Genomic DNA, 25,707 nt, shown 5'->3' with positions numbered 1-25,707 from the left:
GGTGACAACTCTGTTCGGCAAGCTGGGTCTCAGGGAGCGCCGCAGGAAGTTGGTCTCGGGCACTGTTTTTGCGGTGGCTGGTGCTGCGTTGGTGGCTGGTGCGGTGATTTATCCGGGGTTCAAGACCACTGAGGTGGAGTTGAACGACGGTGGTGTGTGGGTGGTCAGTAAGTCCAGGAACGCGGTGGGCCGGCTGAATTATCCGTCGCGGGTGCTTGATGGTGCGGTGACTCCTGCCAGCACGACCTTCGATATCCTGCAGAATTCCGGGAACGTGTTTGTTGATGACGAGACGGGTTCGACGTTGAACCAGGTTTCGCCTGCGAGCATGCAGCTGGGCGGGGACAAGCAGTTGCCGGGTGCGGCGGAGGTGAGCTTTGGTTCGGAGGTTATTTCCGTCACGGATGCGGCCAAGGGCAAGGTGTGGGCGTTGTCGCCGTCGACGGTGAACGGGTTTGATGAGGAGGCCAGCGAGCCTGCCCTGGTCGGCTCGGAGGGGCTGGTTTCCGCGGTGGGTACGGACAACCGGATTTACAGTGCGGACCCGAAGTCGGGTCAGGTGACGGTGACGTCGGTTGATGCGAACGGTGAAGTGACGGCGTCGGAGTCCGGGACGTGGGACGGGTTGAGGGGTGCCGGGGATCTGCAGCTTGCTGTGGTGGGGGATAAGCCGGTGGTGTTGGATGCGGGGCGGGGGAAGTTGTTCCTGCCGGGCGGGCGTGAGCTGGCGTTGGCTGATGCGCAGGATGCGAGGCTGCAGCAGTCCGGTGCGGCGAGTGAGGCCGTCGCGGTGGCGACGCGGAAGGCGTTGTTGAAGCAGCCGTTGGACGGGTCAACGGCGAAGACGGTGACTTTTGGCGGGGAGGGTGTGCCGGCGGAGCCGGTGCAGCTGGGCGGGTGTGTGCATGCGGCGTGGGCCGGGGCGAACAAGTATGTCCGGGACTGTGTGAATGATGCTGATGACAAGAACGTCGAGGTGCCCAAGGCCAGTGCGTCGCCGTCGTATGTGTTCCGGGTGAACCGGGACCTGGTGGTGCTCAATGATGTGAACTCGGGCAATGTGTGGCTGGTGAACCAGAACATGCAGCTGGTCAACAACTGGGACGACGTCATCCCGCCCAAGAACCAGTCCAACGACCAGGACCAGGAGTCGGCGGACAACAACACGATCAACATCCTGCCGGACCGCACCAAGCCCAACCGGCCGCCGGAAACCAAGCCCGACGCCGTCGGCGTCCGGCCCGGGCGCACCACTGTCCTGAGCATCCTGGATAACGACTCCGATCCCGACGGCGATGTCCTCACGGCGTCCGTCGGCGGTTCCGGGCCTGCCGCGGGCACGCTGCAGAACATTTACGGCGGCACTGCCTTCCAGATCACCGTGCCGGCCGACGCCAAGCCGGGTTCCGAAACGTTCGGCTACAACGCCGCCGACGGCCGCGGGCTCTCCGCCGGCGGGCAGATCTCCCTGAACGTTGTTGGTCCGGACGAAAACAAACCGCCGGTCTTCAAGCGCGGCGACCCCACCGCCATGCTGGTGGAGCAGGGCAAAACCGTCAGCCAGAACATCCTCACGGACTGGACCGACCCCGACGGCGACGACCTGGTGCTCATGGATGCCAAGGCCGACAACGAGCAGGACCAGGTCAAGGTCCGCCGCGACGGGTTGCTCACGTACCAGGATTCCGGCGCCGCGCCGGGCAAGAAAACCGTGACCGTCTCGGTGTGGGACGGCCGCGACACCACTACTGGCCAGGTGGTGGTGAACGTCCAACCGCCGGGCGCCCTGGCGCCGGTGGTGAACGCCGACCACGTCACTGCCGTCGTCGGCCAGGACCTGGTGATCGCCCCGTTGAAGAACGACGTGGACCCCAACGGCGGCGCCCTGCGGCTCGCCCAGGTGGAAGCCTCCGGTCCGGCCGAGCTCGGCCCCGTCACCGACGGCGGGACCTTCACCTTCCGCAGCGAGACCGCCGGCCCCGTCTACCTCACCTACATCGCAAGCAACGGCCCGCAAAGCAGCCAGGGGCTCATCCGGGTGGATGTGGAATCCGGCAAAGACACGGGGGACCCGGTGGCGGTCCACGACGTTGCCCTCATGCCGACCGGCGGAAGCGTCCTCCTGGACCCGCTGGCAAACGACTCCGATCCCTCCGGGGGAGTGCTCGTCCTGCAGTCGGTGAAACTTCCGGAAAACGCTACGGCATCCGTCAGCGTGATCGACCACAGTGTCCTGCGGATCACCGACGTCTTTGGCACTAAGGAGCCCTTTACGTTCGAATACACGATGTCCAACGGCAGGAAATCCGCCACTGGCAGTGTCTCCGTGGTGCCGGTGCCGGCCCCCGCCGTCGTCGAAGCGCCCCAGCCCAAACCGGACGAAGTCAACGTCCGGGTAAACGACGTGGTGACCATTCCCGTCCTGGCCAACGACACCCACCCGCAGGGCGAAAAGCTGAGCCTGGATCCGGTGCTGCCGCAGGCAGTCGCAGATGCCGACGGCAAGAGCTTCGTCTCGGAGGACACCCTCCGCTTCATTGCCGGCCCGCAGCCCAAGACGGTCCGTGCCATCTACAACGCGGTGGACCCGCAGGGCCAGAAGAGCGCCGCTGCCGTCACCATCCATATCCTTCCGTTGGAAGGCGCCGAAAATTCCCGGCCCCAGCCGAAAAACCTGACGGCCAGGGTAGTGGCAGCGGGAACAGTGCGGATTCCGGTTGAACTCGAAGGCATCGATCCCGACGGCGACTCGGTCCAGTTGACCGGAATCGACAGTACCCCCGGCATGGGCACCGCCGTTGTCGGCAGCAACTTCATCGACTTCACTGCCGCCGGCGACGGCGCCGGCACGGACACCTTCCGGTACCAGGTGGTGGACCGGCAGGGCGCCGTCAATACCGGCACAGTCACCGTGGGCATCGCGCCCCGTGGCGACGCAAACCAGAAACCCACCCCGGTTGACGATGACGTGCAGGTCCGCCCGGGACGCCAGATCGCGGTGGATGCCACCGGCAATGACACCGACCCCGACGGCGACCCCATCGGCGTTCCCAGTGACGGCATCGAGGCACCGGCAGAGCTCCAGGCAACGGTGAGCAAGGCAAGCGGCCGCCTCATCCTGCAGGCACCAGTGCGGGAAGGTACGGTGAACGTCCGCTACACAGTCGCCGATGACCGTGGCGCCACAACGCAGGCCGCCATCCGGGTCAACGTCAAGGCAGACGTTCCGCTCCGGGCCCCCATTGCCCGGGACGACCGCGTGACGTCGGCCCAGACGCTGGGCAAGACCGCCGTCGACGTTCCCGTCCTCAAGAACGACGAGGACCCCGACGGCGTAGGGGAGAACCTCAAGATCGCCACGGACACCGCCACCGCCCGCCCGGGGACGGACGGGAACATGATCGTGGAGCTGACGGAGCAGCCCCAGCTCATCCCGTACAGCGTGGAGGACGTGGACGGCCAGAAATCGACGGCCATCATCTGGGTGCCCGGCCTCGGCCAGCAGGTTCCGACGCTTGCCAGGGACGAAGTGCTGGAAGTCACGGCCGGACAGTCGTTGACGGTTGACCTGAAGGAATGGGTGAAAGTCCGTGACGGGCGTTCACCCCGCCTCACCCAGACCGACCGGATCAAACTGATAGGTTCCGACGGCGGCGACCCCGTGGCCGGAAACGGCACCGCCATCAAATACACCGCAGGCCAGGACTACGTGGGACCGGGCTCCATCAGCTTCGAAGTCACCGACGGCTCCGGCCCGGATGACGCCCAGGGGCTGAAATCAACCCTCAGCATCCGGACCAAGGTGCTGCCGGACCCCAACCGGAACAACCCGCCCACCATCCTGGGGAGCTCCGTTGAGGTTCCTAAAGGCGAGTCGGCCGACACAGATCTGGGCCGGCTGACGTCGGACCCCGACCGGGACGACGTCGACAACATGAAGTATGAACTGGTGGGCGACAGCCCTGCCGGTTTCAGCGCCCGCATTGACGGCAGGACTTTGAAAACCTCGGTGGACGGCGCAACGGCCACCGGCACCTCGGGAGCCGTGCAGGTCAAAGCGAAGGACCCGCGGGGACTCGAAGCCACCGCGACCTTCCAGTTGGCCGTTACCGCGTCCAACCGGCCCAAGCCGGTAGCCAGCGACGATGTGGAGGACAACGCCGCCGCGGGCAAGACGGTGCCCCTCAACGTGCTCGCCAACGACTCCAACCCCTTCCCGGAAACGCCGCTGAAAATTATCTCGGCCGGCGTGGAAACCGGACTCGGAAATGCGGAAGTAGCCGGCGAGACCGTGAACGTGACCCCGGCCGAAGGCTTCACCGGCACCATGGTTGTTTCGTACACCGTAGAGGACAAGACGGGTGAAGCCTCGCGGAATGCCACGGCACGTATCCGTCTCACGGTTAAGGATGAACCGGCCGCTCCGGCCACGCCGCAGGCTCAGAGCGTCGGTGACCGGACTGCCCTGCTGAATTGGACTGCGCCGGCTGACCGGGGATCGCCCATCACCACGTACACGGTCTACGGCGAGGGCGGTTACAAGCAAGACTGCCCGGCCAACTCCTGCACCTTGAACAATCTGGTCAACAACACGAAGTACCACTTCCAGGTGACCGCCACCAACGAGTTTGGGGAATCGGATAAATCACCCGCCTCTGCTGAGGTCCGTCCCGACGTCAAACCGGACACCCCGGCAGCCCCGGCGCTCAAGTTCGGCGACAAGCAGCTGACCGTCACGTGGGCGGCACCGGCCAGCAAGGGCTCCGCGGTGAAGTCCTATGACCTGGAGATATCCCCGGCCCCCGCCGGGCAGAACGCCCAGATCCAGAACCTGACCTCGCTGAGCTACGTCTGGAAGGGGCTCCAGAACGGCGTTGCCTACAAAATCCGTGTCCTGGCCCGGAACGACGCCAAGGAACCGTCCGAGTGGAGCACATACTCTGCAGCCGAAACTCCTGCCGGTGTTCCGGTGACCCCGGCCGCACCAACGGCTTCGCAGGCAGGCTCGGTGGGAACGCAGAGCCAGCTCAAGGTCAATTGGGCGGCGCCGAACAACAACGGAGACGCCATCTCCGCGTACACGCTGACGACGCTGCGCGGCGGGGCCGCCGTGGCCACCCAGCAGGTGTCCGGCACCTCCCAAAACGTCACGGTGGACAACTCCGAGTCGGATTACACCTTCACCGTGTCTGCGACCAACAAGGCCGGCACATCCGGAACGAGTGCGCAGTCTGCGGCAGTGCGGGCCGCTGGCAAGCCGGACATGGTGGGGACGCCGTCCGCCAGCCTCGTCGATACCAACGGCGACGGCGGGAAGATCGATGTGAGGTTTCCTGTGCTGACCGCTGCCCAGCGCAACGGATCGACAGCGGGCGAGATTACCTACAAGTACCGGCTGACTTCGGGCAGCGGCAGCGGAAACATTCCTGCCGGCGGAGGGGTTGTTCCCGCACCCAATGGCAGCGACACAGCCGTTGTGGTCTGGGCCGTCTCCTCCCGCAGTTCAACCGCCGGCGATGCCAGCCCGGCCTCCAACGTCGTGAACCCGTACGGAATCGCTTTCGCCCCGACCGTGACGGGCAGTAACAGCAGCGGTGTCGGCGACAAGACTGTTTCCTGGACCTGGACCCAGCCAAGCGGAAACGGACGTCCCGCTTCGGGCTACCAATACAGCCTTGACAACGGGCCTTGGACCAACACCGACGCGCGGTCCTTCTCGAAGAGCGTGGGCTTCAGTGAGACCCATCGACTTGAAGTCCGCGCCATCAGCGCCAACCAGCCGGGACGCATCGGCAGCGACACATCCCGGAGCGGGGCAGAACCGCCACCTCCCGGACCGCGGCTGTGGAACGTCACCGTCAGGGTCAACAGCTGCCTCGAGGAGGCGAAAGGCAGCGGAGACCATTGGGCCGGCGGAAACTGCTCGTCCTACATGATGCCGCAGGGCTCCAACCTCGGCCTCGAATGCTACCGGGACGGCTGGGGATCAAACCGCTGGTTCTACATCTACGAAAAGGACGGCAGCCGTTGGACCAACCGGTACCGGTTCATCCGGGCCGACACCATCACTGGATCGACTGCCGGCATGGGCTCGTGCCCATCCAGCTACTGAAATCCCAATTAGACTAATCGCCGGACGAAGCGCGCCCTTCAACGGGATCGCCCGGCACGCCACGTGAAAAGGACCAATTATGACCATGACAACTGAGCAGGCCGCCTGGTTTGCAGGGACGTTCGAGAAGCTCGTCGCCAACGTAGGCCAGGCGGTGCTGGGCAAGTCCCATGTCATCCGCCTGGCCTTCACCGCCATGCTCGCCGAGGGGCACGTGCTCTTCGAGGATGCACCCGGCACGGGAAAAACCTCCCTCGCCCGCGCCATGGCGTCGACGGTGCGGGGGTCCAATAACCGCATCCAGTTCACCCCGGACCTCCTGCCCTCGGACGTCACCGGCGTGACCATCTACGACCAGAAGACCCAGAAATTCGAGTTCCACAAGGGACCCATCTTCAACAACATCGTGCTGGCGGATGAGATCAACCGGGCCTCGCCCAAGACGCAGTCCGCGCTCCTGGAAGTCATGGAGGAATCACGGGTCACCGTGGACGGCACCACGTACGAGGCCGGCCGTCCGTTCATGGTGATGGCCACCCAGAACCCGATCGAACAGGCGGGCACCTACCGCCTGCCGGAAGCACAGCTGGACCGGTTCCTGATCAAGACCTCCATCGGCTACCCGGACCATGCGTCCACGGTCCAGCTGCTGGGCGGCACCAACCTCAAGGACCGCTCCAAGGAACTCTCAGCGGTCATCACCACCCAGGCCGTGGCGGACATGGCCGACCTCGCCGCCACCACGCACGTGGATACTGCCGTACTCGAATACATTTCGCGCCTGTGCGAGGAAACCCGCAACGCCCCCGAGACCAGGCTTGGCGTCTCCGTCCGCGGCGCCCTGGCCATGGTTCGGGCCGCGAAGGTTTGGGCCGCCGGCCAGGGCCGCAACTTTGTCCTGCCGGATGATGTGAAGGACCTGGCCAGCGTGGTCTGGACCCACCGCCTGGTGATGGATCCGGAAGCGGAATTCTCCGGTGCCACCGCCGAGGCCGTACTGTCCCGGGTCCTGAGCGAAGTTGCTGCTCCGCAGCAGCGCGCCGGCGTCTAAGCGGCGCCCCATTCCGGAAATCCACCGCACGAACAAAGGCACAGATATGTCCAGCAGCACTCCGTTGACCCGGCTTGCTGAACGCCTGAAAAGGCCGTTTTCAGGTGGCGGAAAGGGCTCGGTGCTGCACCCTGCCGCCCTGTGGTCCGAAGCCGTGAGCACGGCCGGACTTGCCTTGGCACCCGCAGGGTCCGCAGTCCGCGGGCTCTGGCTGAAGTACGCGTGGCCGGTGCTGTCGGTGGTCAGCGTCCTGGGTTGGTCCGTCCTGGCTGCGTCCATCCTGCTGTGGAGCGTGGGTGCCCCGTACGGCTGGCAGGAAGCGAAGGCAGCCGCGGTGGCTGCCTTCGTCCTGTTCGTCCTCGCGATCGGATTCATCCTCGGCCGCTCCTCCTATGGTGTGATGCTGGACCTCGCCAGGACCAGGGTTGCCGTGGGGGACAGTGCGGTCGGAAGCATCGCGGTGTCCAACACTTCCACGCGTCCCCTCCTGCCCGCCGCCCTTGAGCTTCCCGTCGGAGCAGCAACTGCCGTCTTCCACCTGCCGCGGATGAAACCGCAGCAGGTCCACGAGGACCTCTTCACCATCCCCACCGCACGCCGCGCCGTCATCGTGGTGGGTCCCGTGCGGTCCGTCCGCGCCGATCCCTTGCACCTGCTGCGCCGGCAGGTGCTGTGGACTGAGCCGGAGGACCTCTACGTGCACCCGCGGACCGTTGCCTTGGCCGGGTCCGCCGCAGGCTTCATCCGTGACCTGGAAGGCATGCCCACCACCGAGCTGTCCAGCGCCGACGTTTCGTTCCACGCCCTGCGCGACTATGTGCCCGGCGACGACCGCCGCCACATCCACTGGAAGACCACCGCGCGGACCAACAAGCTCATGGTGCGGCAGTTCGAAGAGACCCGCCGCGCCCATCTGGCCATCTCGCTGTCCATCAACACGGACGAGTACGGCTCGGAGCAGGAATTCGAAATGGCTATCTCCGCCGCCGCCTCCATCGGGCGCCAGGCCATCCGCGAGCAGCGTGAACTCGACGTCCTCACCCAGAACGGTCCCCTCCGGTGCGAGACAGGCCGGAACATGCTTGATGACATGACCCGGATTGTGGGTGCACCGTTGCGGAAGACCGCCGTCGACCTTGCCCGGACGCTGGCCGACACCGTCCCGAACGCTTCGGTGGTCTTCTTCGTTGTGGGCAGCCGGGTCACCCCCGCCCAGCTTCGCTCGGCTGCAGCTTCCGTGGCTCCGGGCGTCCGCAGCCTTGCCGTCCGCCTCCAGACCGGGGCGGCACCCGCGCGCGCCAACATCGCGGACCTGACAGTCCTGACCCTGAGTGACCTGTCCGATCTCGCCGTCGTCCTCAGAAAGGCCGCTGCATGAGCTCCGCGCAAGCTTTCCGCCCGCGCCGGCAGCCCGCGTCTTCGCATCCGTCCGCCTTCGGGGACGGCCAGCCCGCTTGGCAATTCGCGCTCGACGCCGGTGCCCTGGTGGTGCTGCTGGGGCTGGGCGTCCTCGGGTTCAGCCGCAGCTTCGGCGGTGACCCCCATTATCTGATCGCCGGCTTCGGCGGCATCCTGCTCGGCCTCGGCATTGCCGCGGCCAACGCCCACCTTCGGCTCGGTGCGCTCATCACCGCCGCCGCGACGCTGGGCTGCTACCTGGTCCTGGGCACCCTGTTCGCCGTACCGGACGCCGCCATTGCCGGGTTTGTACCCACGCCCGAGTCCCTGCGTACCCTCCTGCTGGGTGTGGTCTTCGCCTGGAAGGACATGCTGACCGTCGGCGTGCCCGTGGGAACCGCAGGCGGGATGCTCATTGTCCCGTTCCTGAGCGCCCTCATTACCGCCCTGGCTGCAGGGCTGATGACGTGGCGGCTGAAAAGCCCCTACTGGCCGCTCCTGCCTGTCCTGGTGCTCTTCGTCACCGGCATCGCCTTCAGCACCAACGCAGGATTCCTCAACGTGGAGCGCGGGATCTCCCTGACAGTGGTGGGGGTGGCCTGGGCCACCTTCCGAAGGGACGCGCACCAGCGCATCGACACCCGCAAAATCTCCGTCAACCGCCCCGATGCCGGCGCCGCCACCGCCCGGCGCGCCAAGGTCCGCCGGCTTGCATCAGCGGCAGGAGTCATCGCTGCCTGTGTTGCAATCACGGCGGTGGCATCGCCGCTGGTGACCGCCAGCGATGACAGGACGGTCCTGCGAAACACGATTGTTCCGCCCTTCGATCCGAAGGACTACATCACGCCGCTGGCGAGCTTCCGCAACTTCGTCAAGGACAAGAAGGACGACAACCTGTTTGTGGTGAAGGGCCTTCCCCGCGACGGACGCGTCCGCCTGGCCGCACTGGACGCCTTCAACGGCACCAACTACAACATGGACCCGGACAGTTCGGGCAACTTCAGCAAGGTGGGGGATGCCAAGTCCCTCAACACGCTGGCCGAGTCTGACGGGATAGTTCCGAGTACCGAATACACCCTCGACATCACCATCGAGGACTACCAGGGGTACTTCCTGCCCGGTGGCCGCCGTACCACCGGAATCAGCTTCACCGGGGACTCTTCGGGAGCTGCATCCGGGCTCTACTTCAACTCCGGCACCGACACCGCAGTCACCACCAAGGGTCTCGGCAAAGGCGACGCATACAGTGTGCAGGTCTCCGATCCCGCCAAGCTCGAACACGGGCAGCTGACCCAGTACGACTTCGCCAAGATGGCGCTTCCGGACGCCACCGAGGTGCCGCCCGTGGTCGGATCGCAGGCAAACGACCTGTCCGCCGACGCTCCGACGGCCATCGACCGGGTCCGGCAGATCGAGGCACATTTCCAGAAGAAGGGGGCCTTCAGCAACGGCCTCATCGACGAAGGACAGCTGCCCAGCGTGTCAGGGCACGGCTCCGCACGCATCCGGAGCCTCCTGACGGCCAAGCAGATGCTCGGCGACGACGAACAGTACGCGGTGGCGATGTCGCTGATGCTCCGGCACCTGGGAATCCCGTCCCGGGTGGTGATGGGCTTCTACCCGGATCCCAAGAGCCCGGAAAACGGTGCCGGCGAAGTCAAGATCACGGGCAAGGACGTCCACGCCTGGGTGGAGGTGGCCTTCGACCGCGTCGGCTGGGTGTCCTTCGACCCCACTCCGCCCAAGGACAACGTCCCGATTCCGCCGGACCCCGAAAACAAGTCCAAGCCCAAGCCTCAGGTCCTGCAGCCACCGCCCCCGCCGCAGGAGCCGGCCGACCTGCCGCCGGATTCTTCCCCGGATGCCTTGGATGCGGACCAGAAGAAGAACAACCCGTGGCTGTTCTGGGGACCCATTCTCACCGCGATCGGAATTGCCCTGATCCCCGTCGGAATCCTGGCACTGCCGCTGCTGCTCATCGCCCTGCTCAAGAGCCGACGCCGGCAAGCGCGGTTCTCCGCCGGCCACCCGGCCCAGCGTGTCGGCGGCGGCTGGAACGAAGTGGTCAGCCTCGCCACGGACATGGGCGCCGCCGTGGACACCCGGGCCACACGCCGGGAGTCCGCCGTCGTCCTCGGTGAGGCATTCCCCGGGACCGCCGGCACCACCACCCTGCTGGCGCACCGCGCCGATGCCTCCATCTTCGGCGCCGGCCAGCCCAGCGAAGCGGAGGTCCGGGAGTATTGGACCATTGTGGACGGGTCGCTGAAGGAAATGACCGCCACTGTCGGTTTCTGGAAACGGCAGGCCGCCCGGTTCTCGCCGCGTTCACTCCTCTCTGACGGCAGGACCGCACTCACGCTCAGGGGACTCAAGCTTGTCAACACGGCAACTGCGGAGCCCGCAGGTAGGGTGGATAGCGGCCCGGACCCGGCACCGGCAGATCCTGCCGTATCCGGCCCGGACAACGAACAAACCGTGCTCAGGCGCACTTTGAGAGAGAACCGCAACGAACCATGACGCACGACGCCGAGCGCTGCCAGCGCTGCCAGCAGCTGATCCGTCCAGGAGCAACGTTTTGCCCGGCCTGCGGTGCGCCGCTAAGCAACAGGGCGGCCCACAATGTCCGGAACATCGACCACTCGCAACGGGAGTCGATGGAGCGGGCCGGACAATACGGCGGCCCGATTCCCGGTAGGATCCCCGTAGCGCAGGCCGCCGTGCCGGGTGTCCCCGGACACGGGGCCCCCGTGCAGGGGACGGTACCTGGCACCCCGGTGCAGGGGGTGCCGGTGCAAGGCGCGCAAGTACAAGGGGGAGGTACCGGAATGGGTGGCAAGCTGGACCTGGTTCCCGCGGCGGCCGGACGGCGCCTCGGCGCCGCCGTGCTCGACTGGGTGGGACCGGCCGCGGTGCTCGTGGTGATGTTCACCATCGGCTTCCTTAGCATCACCCGGACCCAGAGCGGCGGCTTCATCATCTACGACACGGGGACGCTTGTGCTGCTGGGCAGCATCGCCCTCGGCATCACCGTGGTGTACATGCTGGTGCTGCTCGGAATCGAGGCCCGCTCCGGAAACACCCTTGGCAACAGGCTCATGGGTATCCGCAGCACGGATCAGGACGGCTACGCGCCCGGCACCGGTGCACTTTTCCTGCGCGGTCTCATCACCGGGGCCGGCATCCTCCTGGCCGTGGTGGCGGCGGTCATTCTGGTAGTTTTCAAATGGTTCGCACTCGCCCTGTGGATCCTCGGGCCCCTGGTCCTGCTCGGTATCGCGTGGTCGTTCGTGGTGGTTGTGTCCAACTCCTGGGACAGGAACGGCAAACTCAAGGGCTGGCACGACGCCGCGGCCAAGACCCTGATGTTCGATATCAATGCCGGCCGCAACCCCGTGACCACCGGTGGAATCCGGGGCCCGTACAGCTTTGCGCCGCTGGACCTACCTCCTGTGCAGCAAGTTTCCTCACCGATTGCGGGGGCAGCCGGCAGGCAGGGCCAGGCGGTGCCCGCACCATCCACGGCACCGCAGCAATCGACGGCACCCCAGCAATCATTGGCATCGCAGCCCGGCGTCAACCAGCCTGTCGCCATTCCGCAGCCGCAGCTCTACCCGAACCAGTGGCAGCCCCCGGCAGTTCCCCAGCCATGGTCTGCGACCCCGGCACCGGCGGCGGCCCCTGCTGTGCCGGCGCCTGCCGCGCCTCAGCCCCGGCCCGAGCCCGGTCCGGTCCAGACCCGGCCTCTTCCTGACCCGGCCCCGGCCTCCCCGGCCCTCCACCCCGACGACGACTACGACCGGACCCAGATGCGCGGTGAGACCGTCCCCGCCCCGGTGGCCGTGCTCCGGATCAGGCTCGACGACGGCCGTGATTTCCAGCTTGACCGGTCGGTCCTCATCGGCCGGAACCCGAGCAGTCTTCCGGGCGAGAACGTCGCACAGCTCCTGGCTGTCGCCGACCCCGGCCGGTCCATCTCCAAGACCCACCTGCACCTGCTCGAAGACAACGGCGGTGTCTGGGTTACCGACCGCAACTCAACGAACGGCAGTGCCGTCACCACTCCGGACGGCATCCGGACTGACCTGCAGGCCGGGGAACCAGCCTATGTACGCCCAGGGTCCACCGTGCATTACGGTGACCGAACCTTCCACCTAGGACAGGCATGAACTCCCAGTCGCCAGCTTCCACTTCCCACACCGGCCGGGAGCCCGGACTCCAACTGAGCTGCGGATACGGAACGGACCGGGGCCTGCGCCGGGAACTCAACGAGGATTCCTTCATCGCCTCCGACCCCGTCTTCGCCGTCGCGGACGGCATGGGCGGCCACGAAGCGGGCGAGATCGCCAGCGGAATCTGCGTCCGGACGCTTGCCGGCATGCCGCAGCTGGCCACCGGCGAGCGGACGGCGACGGCCGCCGTCGTACAGCAGTACCTGGTCAGCGCCGATGAACGGATCCGCACCGCCACTGCATCCCGGGCCGGAACCACCCTTTCCGGAGTGGTGGTGGTGGAGCAGATGGGTGTTCCGTACTGGCTGGTCATGAACATCGGCGACTCCAGGACGTACCGGCTCAGCCAAGGTGAATTCACCCAGGTCAGCGTGGACCATTCGGAAGTCCAGGAACTGGTTGACGCCGGCGAGATCACCAAGGATGAGGCAGCGGTCCATCCCCGCAGGCACGTGGTGACCCGCGCACTGGGCACCGGCGACGAGACCGAGGCGGACTACTGGCTGCTACCCATTGAGGAGGGCGACCGGATCATGGTGTGTTCCGACGGGCTGAACGCCGAGCTGACGGATGAGCACATGTTCCGCATCCTCAGCACCGTCGGCCACCCGCAGGACGCCGTCGACGCCCTGATCCAGGCGGCATTGCGCAGCGGCGGACGCGACAACGTCACGGTGATCGTCGTGGATGCGAAGAATGTCATTAACGACGTCGGCACGGACACCGCTCCCCGTCCCGCCGTGGAGGTCGAAGACGAGGACACCCTGCCCCGGAGCCAAGTAGTGGACAGCACCGACGTGGTGGACAGCAGCGAGGTGGACACCGAGGAACTTCCAGAGGCTCCGGGGCTGGTGCAGCCTGCTGATGCGCCAGTCTCCGCGGAGAAGTCCGCCGGAACCGCCGATGCTGCCAGCGACGACGAGGACCGGCACGATGGCCGCAAGTAGCTACACGCCGGGAACCTGGTTCGGCGTCGTCCGGTCAGGAACCGTCGTGCTGCTGACGCCTGCCACGCCGCCCTCGCTGGTGCGGTCCCTGTGGGAGTTGCTCGGCGGCGAACCGGAGGTCCATGAAGTCCTGCACGCTGTCACCAGCGCCTCCTCCGGCTCGCTGGCGCAGATACCGTGGTTCGGCATCGTTGACTTCAGGGAATCCCTGCGGGTGTTCCTGCGCGGTGACATTGAGCTGACGGCCCACCTTGCCGCAGGCCCCGTGGAGCTGAACGGCAGCGACGTCACCACGTGGACCGAACGCAGGCTCAGCGAACCGGAGTGGTACACGGTTTCGGTTCCCGCCGGCGCGCCCGGCGGCCCAGGTACAGCCGAACTCCCGCCCGGGGCCGGGTTGCCGCTGGGGGAGGGCGTGGTGCTGCTGCAGAGCCTTACCGTCGGACGCGCAACCGGTGTCCTGGAACCGATGCCGGCGGTACTCCGGGAAGCTGCCGGGCAGGAACCCGTGCAGGAACCCGTGCGGGAACCCGATGCTGTTCCGGTAACCGAACAAGCACCAGAGCCGGCAACCGAACCTGCAACCAAACCTGTCCGTGAGGTGCGGACTGAATTTGGCGTGTCCGCTGAAACCGTCATGGAAGTCCACGACGACGAGCTCGAGTACACAGCCGACGGCACCGCCGGATTTCCTGAGGATGACGCTGCAGAGGAGCCGGATGCGGTTCCCGCGCCGGACGCTCCCGGGCCGGAGCAGGAGCTTGTCCCCGCCAATGAGCTGACAAGTAGTTACGACCACCTGTGGGACAAGACCGTGATGCGACGCATTGAGGACGCCGCAGTCCGGGACGAGCCTGAAGAGGAACAGCAGGCCGCGCCCCGGGAAGCGCCGGAGGTTAACGACGCCGGAGAGGGCAACCAACCGGCCGCAGCCGAGCCGGATCAGCCGCCCGCAGCGGCACCTTCCGGCGTTCCGGCAACGCCGTTCGTTCCGGCCCAGGCCGGTCCCTCCTCCAAGGGCGGATTGATCGATTCCGTCCCCTGGAACACCGGCGGCGACAAGCCCGCCCGTCCGTCCGGGCCGCCGTCGTTCGTTCCGGCGTCCTTCGTTCCTCCTGCGCCGGGTCCTCCCGCGCCGGTTCCTCCTGCGCCGGGTGATGTTTCCGGGCAGCGCAGTCAGTCATCGGCGCCTCCGGTGCTCGAAGGTGACCACGACGGCGAGACGATCATGAAAAGCGACCTCGCCGGGCTCAGCGCCGGGCGGCAGGTGCAAACCCCGGCCGGCGACCGCGACCCGGCCACCGGACCTATGGTCCTGGCCCGCGTCTGCCCACAGGGCCATGCGAACCCGCCGACCCATTCGCAGTGCGCCGGCTGCGGCCTGTCGCTGGCGTCCGATGCGGTGCAGGTGCGCCGGCCGCGGCTCGGACGCGTCCGCGTGTCCACCGGGGAGCTGATCGACCTGGACCAGTCACTGGTGATAGGCCGCCAGCCGTCGGTGTCCAGGGTCCAGGGCGGCGGCATGCCCAGGCTGGTCCAGGTCGCCAGCCCCAGCGGCGACATTTCCCGGTCCCATGTCGAGGTCCGCCTTGAAGGCTGGCACGTGATGCTCTGTGACCTCAAGGCCACCAACGGGACTGTCCTGGTCCGGGAGGGACAGCCGCCCCGGCGCCTGGCCCAGAACGAGATGGCCATCCTTCTTGACGGTGATATCGCTGAACTCGGCGACGACGTGTCGTTGCGGTTCGAGGAGATTCTATGAGTTCCAAGCGGCCTGTAGCACCGCCGCCGGTTATACCCGGGTTCACCTATGTCAGCCTGCTCGGATCGGGCGGGTTCTCCGACGTCTATCTGTACGAACAGGACAGGCCGCGGCGCAAGGTGGCCGTCAAAGTGCTCCTCTCCGACCTGAAGACCGAAGGGGCCCGGCGCCGCTTCGAATCCGAAGCGAACCTGATGGCACAGCTGTCTTCCCACCCCTACATCGTCACCATCTTTGAAGCCGAAGTGACCGAGGACGGCCATTCCTACCTGGCCATGGAGTACTGTTCGCGGCCCAGCCTGGACGTCCGCTACCGCCGGCAGCGTTTCAGCGTGGACGAAGTGCTGGCCGTAGGGATCCAGGTGGCGTCCGCCGTCGAGACCGCCCACCGCGCCGGCATTGCCCACCGGGACATCAAACCGGCCAACATCCTGGTGACTGACTACAACCGTCCGGCACTGACTGACTTTGGCATCTCCGGAACCCTTGGCAGCGACACCGACGAGGACGCCGGGATGTCCATTCCCTGGTCCCCGCCGGAGCAGTTCCGGGATGGCCCGGTGGATGGCGTGATGGTGGATGTCTGGGCCCTCGGCGCCACGTTGTACACCCTCCTGGCCGGGCGGTCGCCGTTCGTCCTGCCCGGGTCGGACAATTCCCAGCGCGAACTGATTGCCCGGATTACCAGCTCGCCGGTTCCCCGGTTGGGGCGCGCCGACGTCCCCGAATCGCTGGAACTGGCGCTCTCGACGGCGATGGCCAAGTCGGCCGCCTCACGGTACTCCTCAGCCCATGCCTTCGCGCTGGCACTGCAGCGGATCCAGGCTGAACTGAATCTGTCCGTCACCCCGTTCGAAGTCCTCGAGGACACCCACACCGAAGACAGCCACCCGGACGACGGCTTCGAGGAGACCCGGGTCCGGAGCATCGCCTCCGTGGATCCCGATCAGACCGGGCACGGCCCGACCTTCCCGGCCAGGACACGACCCTCGGCACCAGCCGGTTTTATCCAGTCCGGGTTTACCCACTCGGGTTCTACCCAGTCCGGACCTGCGCCGACCGGATTTACGACGGCGATGCCCGCCGCGCCGCCGTCGGGGCCGGTTCCCGGGCCGGTCGCCCCTGCGCCTGAACGGCAGTTCCCTGACCGGCAGTACGATGACTGGTCGCAGGGCACCATGCTGCGGGGGAGCGTTGCGGCGGAGCCGCAGCGCGGGGCCCCGGACGCGGACATCGCCGCCACGGTCAACAGGCCTCAGGCAGTACAGGAGGAAACGGCCGCGGCTCCTGTTGACCACAGCAAACGCAATCTTTGGCTGGCCGTGGCCGGCGGTGCCGTCCTGATCGTCGCCGTGATCCTGGGGCTGGTACTGGGTGCGTCCCGGCCGGAGCCGGTCGTGAAGCCGAGCGAGCAGGTTTCCAAGGCACCGGCCGACGCCCTGGATGCCGGCACAGTGCCCGACGTCAGCGACATCGTGGGAACCAAGGGACCGGACGGAAAGTTCCGGTTCACGTGGACCAACCCGCAGCCCAAACCCGGTGACACTTACAAATGGCGCGTCTTCGATAACGGCACGTTCCAAGCCACGGACAAGCCGGAGGCGGAACCGATCTTCCAGCCAGGCGACGTCTACTGCGTCCAGGTGATGATCGTCCGCAGCGACGGTTTGTCGTCGCCGCTGAACCTCGACGATTCCGTCGGCTGCTTCAACGAGAAATCCTGATGAGAATTGCCCTGAGGAGGCACAGAATATGGGGGATTTAGCAGTAGATTTCTGTGGCGAGTGGTATGAGCCGTCGGATGAGGACGTCTTCAGCATCGGACGCGAAGGCGACCTGGAAGTCGACGACAACCCTTACCTGCACCGGCGCTTCCTTCAGATCGCCCGGTACGACGGCATCTGGTGGCTCAGCAATGTGGGCAGCATGCTCTCCGCCACGGTTGCGGACGGCACCGGCGGAATGCAGGCCTGGCTTTCACCGGGAGCCCGGATACCCCTCGTCTTCAGCCACACCAACGTGATCTTCACGGCCGGCCCCACCACTTACGAGTTTGCCGTCCATCTCAAGACGCCGTCCTTCCGGCAGGAGGCCCTGGACGACGAAAGCGGCGGGGACACCACCATCGGACCCGTCGTATTCACCGATTCCCAGAAGGCGCTCATTGTTGCCCTGGCCGAGCCGATGCTGCGACGCGACGGCACGGGTTTCAGCGCCATCCCGTCGTCGGCTGCCGCCGCCAAGACCCTCGGCTGGGCGCTGACCCGGTTCAACAGAAAGCTGGACAACGTGTGCGACAAACTTGACCGCGTCGGCGTGGCGGGGCTGCGCGGCGGCGGCGGAAAGCTGGCCACCAACCGGCGCGCCCGTCTGGTTGAACACGCCGTGACCTCACACCTGGTGACAGCGGATGACCTGTACCTGATCGACAAAATGAGGGGAGTCGACGAAGGGTGAAAATCCGACTGACACTGCGCCGGGACCCGGCCGAAGCGAAGGACCTCGCAGTAACGGTTGACGGCCTGGCTACCGTTGCCGACATTGCCACTCAGCTGTGGGCGGCCGATCCTGAACGGCGGGGCACGCAGCTGCCGGAAAACCTGTCGCTGTGCATTGATGAGGCGTTCGTCGCCGGCGGAATGCGCGGCAACGTCCTCAACCGGGCCGACAACCTGCTGGAATCGGGGCTCAGGCCGGGGTCCATTGTGTCGTTGACACAGGTCAGCGAGCAGTTTGCCGCACCGGGGGCTAACCGCGGACCCGCCGCGGCGACCCTCCGTGTCCTGTCCGGTCCCGACGTCGGGCAGGAGTTTTCGCTGCCATCGGGCACGAGCTACATCGGCCGGGACCGGGACGTCGACATCAGGCTCTCGGACCCCATGACGTCGAAGCGGCACGCCCGCATCACGGTGGGCGAAACCGTGGAAATAGCGGACACCAACTCCGCCAACGGGCTGATCATGGACGGGTTGCCCGTTATCCGAGCCACGCTGAACTCCTCCGACACCGTGACCCTGGGCGACACCACCGTTGCCGTGGTGACGCTCGGCCACCACGGGGGCGCGCCGACGTCGCCGCTGGTGGACTTCAACCGCTCACCGCGGGTGGTGCCGCGGTTCGCCCCGCCCAAGCGGGTCCTTCCGGCCGGTCCCAAGCGCCAGGAGCACCAGCCGTTCCCGTACATCATGCTGGTCACGCCGCTCCTGATGGGCGCCGTACTGTTTGCCGTCACCGGCAATCTGCTCTCCGTCCTGTTCATGATGATGATGCCGCTGTTCATCATCGGGCACTACGTTGACCACAAAATGCAGGGCAAGCGGGAACGCAAGGAACAGCTCAAACAGTTCCGCGAGGCCATGGCCGCCTTCCGCGCGGACATCACCGAGCTGCAGAAGGTGGAGCGGTCCGTGCGGCTCCAGGAAGCTCCGTCCGTCAGTGACACCGTGGATTCCATCTACAAGCTGGGACCGCTGCTCTGGACGCACCGGCCCGAGCACAAGGGGTTCCTGGGCCTGCGCTTCGGGCTGGGGACGGCGCCGTCGCGCATCAGGTTCGAGGAGCCGGCCAACAACGAAACCGAAGCCGAGTACATGCAGGAAATCCAGGCCTGCCTCAAGCAGTTCCAGGACATCGAAGGCGTGCCCATCGTGTCCCAGCTCCGCACCGCCGGCGCCTTCGGGCTTGCCGGCGCCCGCGGCCTCGTGGATGATGTGGCGCGCGGCGTGGTGCTGCAGACCGTCGGGCTGCATTCCCCGGCCGAAGTCGTGGTCACGGCGATCACGTCCGCCCAGTCCCGGGAACGGTGGAACTGGCTCCAATGGCTGCCACACGTCGGCTCGGGTCACAGCCCGCTCAGCGGTGACCATCTCGCGGCCGGCCCGGCCGGCGGAACCTCGCTGCTGGCCAGGCTGGAAGACCTCATCGACCAGCGGGAAGCCGGCGCGCAGGGGCCCCGCCCGGTTCCGCGGCCCGGCATCGACAACGAGAACAGTGACGTCCCGGGACCCGTCCTGCCGGCCGTCCTGGTCATTGTCGAAGACGACGCTCCCGTTGACCGCGGCCGGCTGACACGACTCGTGGAACGCGGCCCCGATTCGGGGATCCACGTTATGTGGGTGGCCACCAGTGTCCAGTCCCTCCCCGCCGCGTGCCGCGACTTCATGGTGGTCGACGGCGACCATGGAACCACCACCGGGCAGGTCCGGCTGGGGCGCCACACCTACCCGGTCAGCTGCGAAAGTCTCGACGCCGAACTCGCCTCCCAGCTCGCCCGCATGCTGTCCCCGGTCATCGACGTGGGCAAGCCCGTGGACGATGACTCCGACCTGCCCCGGGCAGTGTCCTACGTGAGCCTCATCGGCAAGGACTTCATGGACAACCCCCACGCAGTGGCGGACCGCTGGAAGGAGAACAACTCGGTCCACTCCACGGCCGTTGCCAACCGCAAGGACAACGGCACACTCCGGGCACTGGTGGGATCCAAAGGCATCGAACCGCTGTACCTCGACCTGAAGAACGAGGGCCCGCACGCGCTGGTGGGCGGCACCACCGGCGCCGGCAAGTCCGAATTCCTGCAGTCCTGGGTCATGGGCATGGCAGCCGCCTACAGCCCCGACCGGGTGAGCTTCCTGTTCGTGGACTACAAGGGCGGCGCGGCCTTCGCGGACTGCCTGCACCTGCCCCACACCGTGGGCCTGGTGACCGACCTCTCGCAGCACCTGGTGCGCCGGGCACTGACATCGCTGCGGGCTGAACTCCACTACCGGGAACACCTGCTCAACCGGAAGAAGGCCAAGGACCTCCTGGGCCTCCAGCGCGAGGCGGACCCCGAGGCTCCGCCCTACCTGATCATCATCGTGGACGAATTCGCGGCCCTGGCCACGGAAGTTCCCGAGTTCGTGGACGGGGTGGTGGATGTGGCCGCCCGCGGCCGGTCCCTGGGACTCCACCTGATCCTGGCTACGCAGCGGCCGGCGGGCGTCATCAAGGAAAGCCTGCGCGCCAACACCAACCTGCGGGTGGCTCTCCGGATGGCCGACGAGGACGACGCCACCGACATCCTCGGCGTGCCCACCGCTGCGTATTTCGACCCCTCCATCCCGGGGCGCGGCGCCGCGAAGACCGGCCCCGGCCGCATCCAGGGCTTCCAGACCGGCTACGCCGGCGGCTGGACCACCGAAAAGCCGCAGGCCCCGCAGATCGACATCGTGGAGATGGCCTTCGGCTCGGGGCCCAGCTGGGCTGCACCGGCGCCGGAGAAACCGGTGCGGGAAGAACCTGCGGGCCCCAATGACATCGCCCGGATGACCGCCAACATCATCAAGGCCGCGGAGGTCTTGTCCATCGCCCCGCCACGGAAGCCGTGGCTCAACGAGCTGGCCAAGACCTACGACTTCTCCAAGCTCCCCAACCCCAGGACAGACGAACGCCTGCTCCTCGGTGTGGCCGACGACCCGGCGCACCAGGACCAGCCCACCGTGTTCTACGAGCCGGACAAAGACGGCAACATGGCCATCTACGGAACCGGCGGCTCGGGCAAGTCGGCCGCGCTGCGCGGCATTGCCATTGCCGCTGCCGTCACCCCGCGCGGGGGACCGGTCCACGTCTACGGGATCGACTGCGGGTCCTCGGGACTAAAGATGCTCGACGGACTGCCGCACGTGGGCGAGATCATCAACGGCGACGACGTCGAACGCGTCGGCAGGCTGCTGCGGTGGCTGCGCGACGTCGCCGATGACCGCGCCGCCCGCTTCGCCGATGTCCGGGCCTCCACCATCGTGGAGTACCGGAAGCTCGCCAACGACCCGGACGAGAAGCGGATCTTCATCCTGGTGGACGGCATGTCCGCCTTCCGCGAGGCCTACGAATACAGCCGCCTGTCCGCGCTGTGGGACATCTTCCTGCAACTGGCCACGGACGGCCGGCCGCTGGGCATCCACCTGGTGGTCACCGGCGACCGGCCCAACTCGGTGCCGGCCTCGCTGCTGGCATCGATCCAGCGGCGCCTGGTGCTGCGCCTCTCCTCCGAAGACGACTACATCTCGCTGGACGTGCCCAAGGACGTCCTGAGCCAGGCCTCACCTCCTGGCCGCGGCCTGCTGGTAGTACACGAGGTCCAGCTTGCCGTGCTGGGCGGCGATTCGAACCTGGCGCTGCAGGCCCGCGAGGTGAACAAGCTCAGTGAGGCCATGCTGCGCCAAGGCGTGCAGAAGGCGCCCCAGATCGAACGCCTGCCCGAGCAGGTCGACCTGGACATCCTCCCCGCAGGAAGCCCGGACCTGCCGGTCATCGGCGTGGACGATGAGACGCTGCAGCCTGCCGAAATCCTGGCCAAGGGTCCGCTGCTCGTTGCGGGCCCGCCGGGCGCCGGCCGCACGGTGGCCCTGGTCACCATGGCCTACGCCCTGCGCCGGTCCAACCCCGGCACCGAGCTCATCTACATCGGCTCCCGCCGGTCCGCCGTCGCCTCCCTGAAGGTATGGAACCGGACCCTTGTTGGCGCCGACGACGTCGAGGAAGCCATCGACGGGCTGGTGGACCACTCCGCGGAGAACCCCGGCAGGCTTGCCATCTTCATCGAGGGCCTCACCGAGTTCACGGACACCGGGGCCGAGTCCGGGATCGAGCGGCTTGTCACCACCTCCATCAAGGCCGACCAGTGGGTGGTGGGGGAGTCCGAGACCTCCACCTGGTCCTCCGCCTGGTCCCTGTCGCAGCCGTTCAAGTCCGGCCGTCGCGGCCTGCTGATCAACCCCGGGGACATCGAAGGCGACAGCCTCCTCAGCACGTCGCTCGGCAAGGTCAGCTCCGATTTCATTCCGGGCCGGGGTTACATCGTGGGCCGGGGCAAGGTCCGCAAGCTGCAGATCGCGCTGCCGCCGGAAAACCGCAGCCAGACTGAACCGGACCTGGGCCGCGTGGGGGCGGCACGATGAGCGTCGGGAGCCGGACAATGTCGGAGATCTAAGGCAGGATAGGTCTGTGAGCACAGGGAACACGGCAGCAGACACCGAAACGCAAGGCGCAAGCACTTCCGAGGCAAGCACTTCCGGGGAGAGCGATTCCCGGGAGAAAGTGCCCTCCGGGGCTGTGCGCGAGGAATACGAAAACCTGGTGGAAGAGGTCCGCAAACACCGCGTCGCGTACTACCAGGAAGACGCCCCGATCATTTCGGACGCGGAGTTCGACGAACTCTTCCGCCGGCTCGAAACGATCGAAGCCATGCACCCGGAGCTGGTGTCCAACGATTCGCCCACCCAGGAAGTGGGCGGCGAAGTGTCCGCCGCGTTTGCCGCCGTCGAACACCTCCAGCGGATGTACAGCCTTGAGGACGTCTTCTCGCTCGAGGAACTCGAGGCCTGGATCGCCAAGGCGGAAGCCAGCATCGCGAAAGTCGGCAACGGAGCGGCCGGGCCGGCGTGGCTCACCGAATTGAAGATTGACGGCCTGGCCGTGAGCCTGCTCTACCGCGACGGCAAACTGGTCCGGGCGGCCACCCGCGGGGACGGCTACACCGGCGAGGACATCACGCACAACGTCCTGACCATCAAGGAAATCCCGCAGCAGCTGACCGGCGGGAACTTCCCGGCCGAGATGGAGGTCCGCGGCGAAGTCTTCATTCCCTCCCAGGCCTTCGCCGAATTCAATGAAGCCCTGATCGAGGCCGGGAAGGCACCGCTGGCCAACCCGCGGAATGCCGCGGCCGGCTCGCTTCGGCAGAAGGACCCGGCGGAGACCGCCAAGCGCCCGCTGCGCATGTACGTGCACGGCATCGGTACCCGCGAAGGGCTGGACACGGTGAGCCAGTCGGACACGTATCGCCAGCTCGCGGAGTGGGGCCTGCCCACCAGCCCGTACTTTGAGGTCCTCGGCAGCCTGAAGGAAGTCCTCGATTTCATCAAGCGCTACGGCGACAAGCGGCACAGCCTCACGCATGAGATCGACGGCATTGTGGTCAAGGTGGACGACTTCGCCACCCAGCGGGCACTCGGGTACACCTCGAGGGTACCTCGCTGGGCCGTCGCCTATAAGTACCCGCCGGAGGAGGTCCACACCAAGCTCCTGGACATCGCCGTCAACGTGGGACGCACCGGCCGGGTCACCCCCTTCGGAGTGATGGAACCGGTCAAGGTTGCGGGCTCAACCGTGGAAATGGCCACCCTGCACAACCAGGAAGTCGTCAAGGCCAAGGGCGTAAAGATCGGCGACATCGTGGTGCTGCGCAAGGCGGGCGACGTCATCCCGGAGATCGTCGGGCCCGTACTTGCCCTTCGTGACCAGCAGGATCCGCCCGTGCGGGACTTTGTCATGCCCACGGACTGCCCATCTTGCGGAACACCGCTTGCCCCGGCAAAGGAGGGCGACGTCGACATCCGCTGCCCGAATGCGCGGTCCTGCCCGGCCCAGCTGCGTGAACGTGTCTTCCACGTGGCCGGCCGCGGCGCCTTCGACATCGAAGCGCTCGGCTGGGAAGCCGCAATCGCCCTGACCCAGCCGGCGGAGCCGGAAACGCCGCCGCTGACCAGCGAGGCCACGCTCTTCCGGCTCACGCGCGAAGACCTTGCCAATGTCCGGATCCGCCGGGAGAAGCGGTCAAAAGGCGTGCCCACCGGCGAATACGAACTCGTGCCGTACTTCTACAGTAAGGGCACGGCCAAGACGCCCTCCAAGCCGACGGCCACCACGGAAAAACTCTTCAGCGAACTGGAAAAGGCCAAGACCCAGCCGCTGTGGCGCGTCCTTGTGGCGCTGTCCATCCGGCATGTCGGGCCGCGGGCCTCGCGGGCCCTGGCCACAGCCTTCGGCTCGATGGACGCCATCCGCCGGGCCTCCGAGGAGGAACTCGCCCACGTCGACGGCGTGGGCCCGGTGATCGCGGCGGCGCTGACGGAATGGTTTGCCGAGGACTGGCACCGCGAAATCGTGGACACGTGGGCAGAGGACGGCGTGCGGATGGAGGATGAGCAGGACGCTTCCACACCGCGGACCCTGGAAGGGCTGTCCATCGTGGTCACGGGAAGCCTTGAAGGATTCAGCCGGGACGAAGCCAAGGAAGCCATCCTCATCCGCGGCGGCAAGGCGGCAGGTTCGGTTTCCAAGAACACCAGCTATGTCGTAGCGGGCGAGAATGCCGGGACCAAGCTGGACAAGGCCGAGCAGCTGGGCCTCCCGGTGCTGGACGAGGACGGATTCCGCGCGCTGCTGGCCCACGGCCCCGCAGCCTTTGCGGACGAAGCCGCCGGCAGCGGCGGCAAGCCTGGGCCGGACGAGCGCGAACCCGGCGACGCCGGACCGGGCGATCCCGAACCCGACGACGCCGAACTGCAGGAAGCCGGACTCCACGACGCCGAACTCCATGACGCCGGACACCACGGGGAAGAGTCAGCGAAATGAGCAGCACGACGGCTGAGCTGCTCGAGGTGGCCAAAGCGGCTGCCGCTGCCGGGGCCGCGGTTCTCGCGGCCCGGGACGCCGCCCAGCTGGACGTCAGCAACAAGGGCGCCGCAGGGGACTGGGTGACCGCTTTCGACGTCGCCGCTGAAAACGCCGTACGGGAGGTCATCACCCGGGCACGCCCGGAGGACACCGTCACCGGTGAGGAACACGGCACCGTCCGCGGCGGGAATCCCAGCGGCTACCGCTGGTCCATTGATCCGCTGGACGGCACCACCAACTTCATCCGCAACATCGTCTACTACGGCACCTCAGTGGCAGTGGCCGGTCCCGACGGCGCCTGGCTCGCCGGCGTCGTGAACGCCCCGGCCCTGGGCCGCGTCTACTACGCCTCGCGCGGAGGCGGCGCCTGGCTGGAGGAACGGGGCCAGCGGACCCAGCTCACCGGTCCCGTCGCCGGGCGGAAAGGCCAGATCCTGGCCACCGGGTTCAGCTACGATCCGGGGGTCCGCGCGGAGCAGGCCGAGGCCCTCGGCGGCTTTATGGACGGATTCGCCGATGTTCGGCGGCTCGGGTCCGCTGCCTTGGACCTGTGCCTCGTGGCGGACGGCACGCATGACGCCTTCGGGGAACGCGGACTCAACGAGCACGATTTTTCCGCCGGCGCCCTGATCGCCGAGGAGGCCGGCTGCTGGGTCCGCCGTCCCCGGCTGACCAGCCCCCTCGACGGCGGGCCCTCCGATGAGGAGCGCCTTGCCGCCTGGACCTGTGCCGGGACCCTGGAGCTGTCCGGGAAGTTTCCGCTGTAGGGA

The 25,707-nt window shown here is 66.9% G+C and carries 12 protein-coding genes; all 12 read left to right on the top strand.

From position 1 onward, the window contains the following. Nucleotide 1: 1 nt before the first annotated feature. The 12 genes from J7I92_RS09175 to J7I92_RS09120 all read left to right on the top strand — a co-directional run bounded on the left by J7I92_RS09175 (nt 2) and on the right by J7I92_RS09120 (nt 25,704). Nucleotides 2–6,112, top strand: coding sequence for an Ig-like domain-containing protein (locus tag J7I92_RS09175; protein WP_311380222.1), 6,111 nt, complete (start codon nt 2–4; stop codon nt 6,110–6,112). 79 nt (nt 6,113–6,191) lie between these two features. Beyond that, nucleotides 6,192–7,163, top strand: coding sequence for a MoxR family ATPase (locus J7I92_RS09170; protein WP_214839666.1), 972 nt, complete (start codon nt 6,192–6,194; stop codon nt 7,161–7,163). 46 nt (nt 7,164–7,209) lie between these two features. Further along, nucleotides 7,210–8,541, top strand: coding sequence for a DUF58 domain-containing protein (locus J7I92_RS09165; RefSeq protein ID WP_214839664.1), 1,332 nt, complete (start codon nt 7,210–7,212; stop codon nt 8,539–8,541). After that, nucleotides 8,538–11,081 (top strand): transglutaminase domain-containing protein, encoded by a 2,544-nt coding sequence (locus J7I92_RS09160; RefSeq protein ID WP_214839662.1) that lies wholly within the window; start codon nt 8,538–8,540, stop codon nt 11,079–11,081. Before J7I92_RS09165 ends, J7I92_RS09160 begins: the two co-directional genes overlap by 4 nt. Further along, nucleotides 11,078–12,730, top strand: a complete 1,653-nt coding sequence (locus J7I92_RS09155) for an RDD family protein (protein WP_214839660.1) — start codon at nt 11,078–11,080, stop codon at nt 12,728–12,730. Before J7I92_RS09160 ends, J7I92_RS09155 begins: the two co-directional genes overlap by 4 nt. After that, nucleotides 12,727–13,740: a PP2C family serine/threonine-protein phosphatase gene (locus J7I92_RS09150; protein WP_214839658.1), complete on the top strand. Its 1,014-nt coding sequence runs from the start codon at nt 12,727–12,729 to the stop codon at nt 13,738–13,740. Before J7I92_RS09155 ends, J7I92_RS09150 begins: the two co-directional genes overlap by 4 nt. Further along, nucleotides 13,727–15,502: an FHA domain-containing protein gene (locus tag J7I92_RS09145; protein WP_214839656.1), complete on the top strand. Its 1,776-nt coding sequence runs from the start codon at nt 13,727–13,729 to the stop codon at nt 15,500–15,502. The genes J7I92_RS09150 and J7I92_RS09145 overlap by 14 nt, the downstream gene beginning before the upstream one ends. After that, nucleotides 15,499–17,226 (top strand): serine/threonine-protein kinase, encoded by a 1,728-nt coding sequence (locus J7I92_RS09140; protein ID WP_214839654.1) that lies wholly within the window; start codon nt 15,499–15,501, stop codon nt 17,224–17,226. The genes J7I92_RS09145 and J7I92_RS09140 overlap by 4 nt, the downstream gene beginning before the upstream one ends. 28 nt (nt 17,227–17,254) lie before the next feature. After that, on the top strand, nt 17,255–17,959 hold the full coding sequence (locus J7I92_RS09135) for a hypothetical protein (RefSeq protein ID WP_214839653.1): 705 nt from the start codon (nt 17,255–17,257) through the stop codon (nt 17,957–17,959). Beyond that, the gene (locus J7I92_RS09130) at nt 17,956–22,437 is read left to right on the top strand and encodes an FtsK/SpoIIIE domain-containing protein (protein WP_214839651.1); all 4,482 of its coding nucleotides are present in this window, start codon (nt 17,956–17,958) and stop codon (nt 22,435–22,437) included. Before J7I92_RS09135 ends, J7I92_RS09130 begins: the two co-directional genes overlap by 4 nt. A gap of 46 nt (nt 22,438–22,483) precedes the next feature. Beyond that, complete coding sequence (ligA, locus tag J7I92_RS09125; RefSeq protein ID WP_396020365.1) at nt 22,484–24,895, top strand: NAD-dependent DNA ligase LigA; 2,412 nt, start codon at nt 22,484–22,486, stop codon at nt 24,893–24,895. Continuing rightward, nucleotides 24,892–25,704 carry an inositol monophosphatase family protein gene (locus J7I92_RS09120; protein WP_214839649.1) on the top strand — a complete coding sequence of 271 codons (813 nt, stop codon included), beginning with the start codon at nt 24,892–24,894 and terminating at the stop codon, nt 25,702–25,704. Before ligA ends, J7I92_RS09120 begins: the two co-directional genes overlap by 4 nt. Nucleotides 25,705–25,707: the final 3 nt, after the last annotated feature.

The sequence above is a fragment of the Arthrobacter sp. ISL-72 genome, from assembly GCF_018613755.1.
Classification (GTDB): domain Bacteria; phylum Actinomycetota; class Actinomycetes; order Actinomycetales; family Micrococcaceae; genus Arthrobacter.
This window is presented reverse-complemented; position numbering and strand designations above follow the sequence as displayed.

What these genes read in the sequence shown, in the direction of transcription:
- J7I92_RS09170 (WP_214839666.1), top strand. Translation starts at nt 6,192, where the DNA reads ATGACCATGACAACTGAGCAGGCCGCCTGGTTTGCAGGGACGTTCGAG.
- J7I92_RS09165 (WP_214839664.1), top strand. Translation starts at nt 7,210, where the DNA reads ATGTCCAGCAGCACTCCGTTGACCCGGCTTGCTGAACGCCTGAAAAGG.
- J7I92_RS09160 (WP_214839662.1), top strand. Translation starts at nt 8,538, where the DNA reads ATGAGCTCCGCGCAAGCTTTCCGCCCGCGCCGGCAGCCCGCGTCTTCG.
- J7I92_RS09155 (WP_214839660.1), top strand. Translation starts at nt 11,078, where the DNA reads ATGACGCACGACGCCGAGCGCTGCCAGCGCTGCCAGCAGCTGATCCGT.
- J7I92_RS09150 (WP_214839658.1), top strand. Translation starts at nt 12,727, where the DNA reads ATGAACTCCCAGTCGCCAGCTTCCACTTCCCACACCGGCCGGGAGCCC.
- J7I92_RS09145 (WP_214839656.1), top strand. Translation starts at nt 13,727, where the DNA reads ATGGCCGCAAGTAGCTACACGCCGGGAACCTGGTTCGGCGTCGTCCGG.
- J7I92_RS09140 (WP_214839654.1), top strand. Translation starts at nt 15,499, where the DNA reads ATGAGTTCCAAGCGGCCTGTAGCACCGCCGCCGGTTATACCCGGGTTC.
- J7I92_RS09135 (WP_214839653.1), top strand. Translation starts at nt 17,255, where the DNA reads ATGGGGGATTTAGCAGTAGATTTCTGTGGCGAGTGGTATGAGCCGTCG.
- J7I92_RS09120 (WP_214839649.1), top strand. Translation starts at nt 24,892, where the DNA reads ATGAGCAGCACGACGGCTGAGCTGCTCGAGGTGGCCAAAGCGGCTGCC.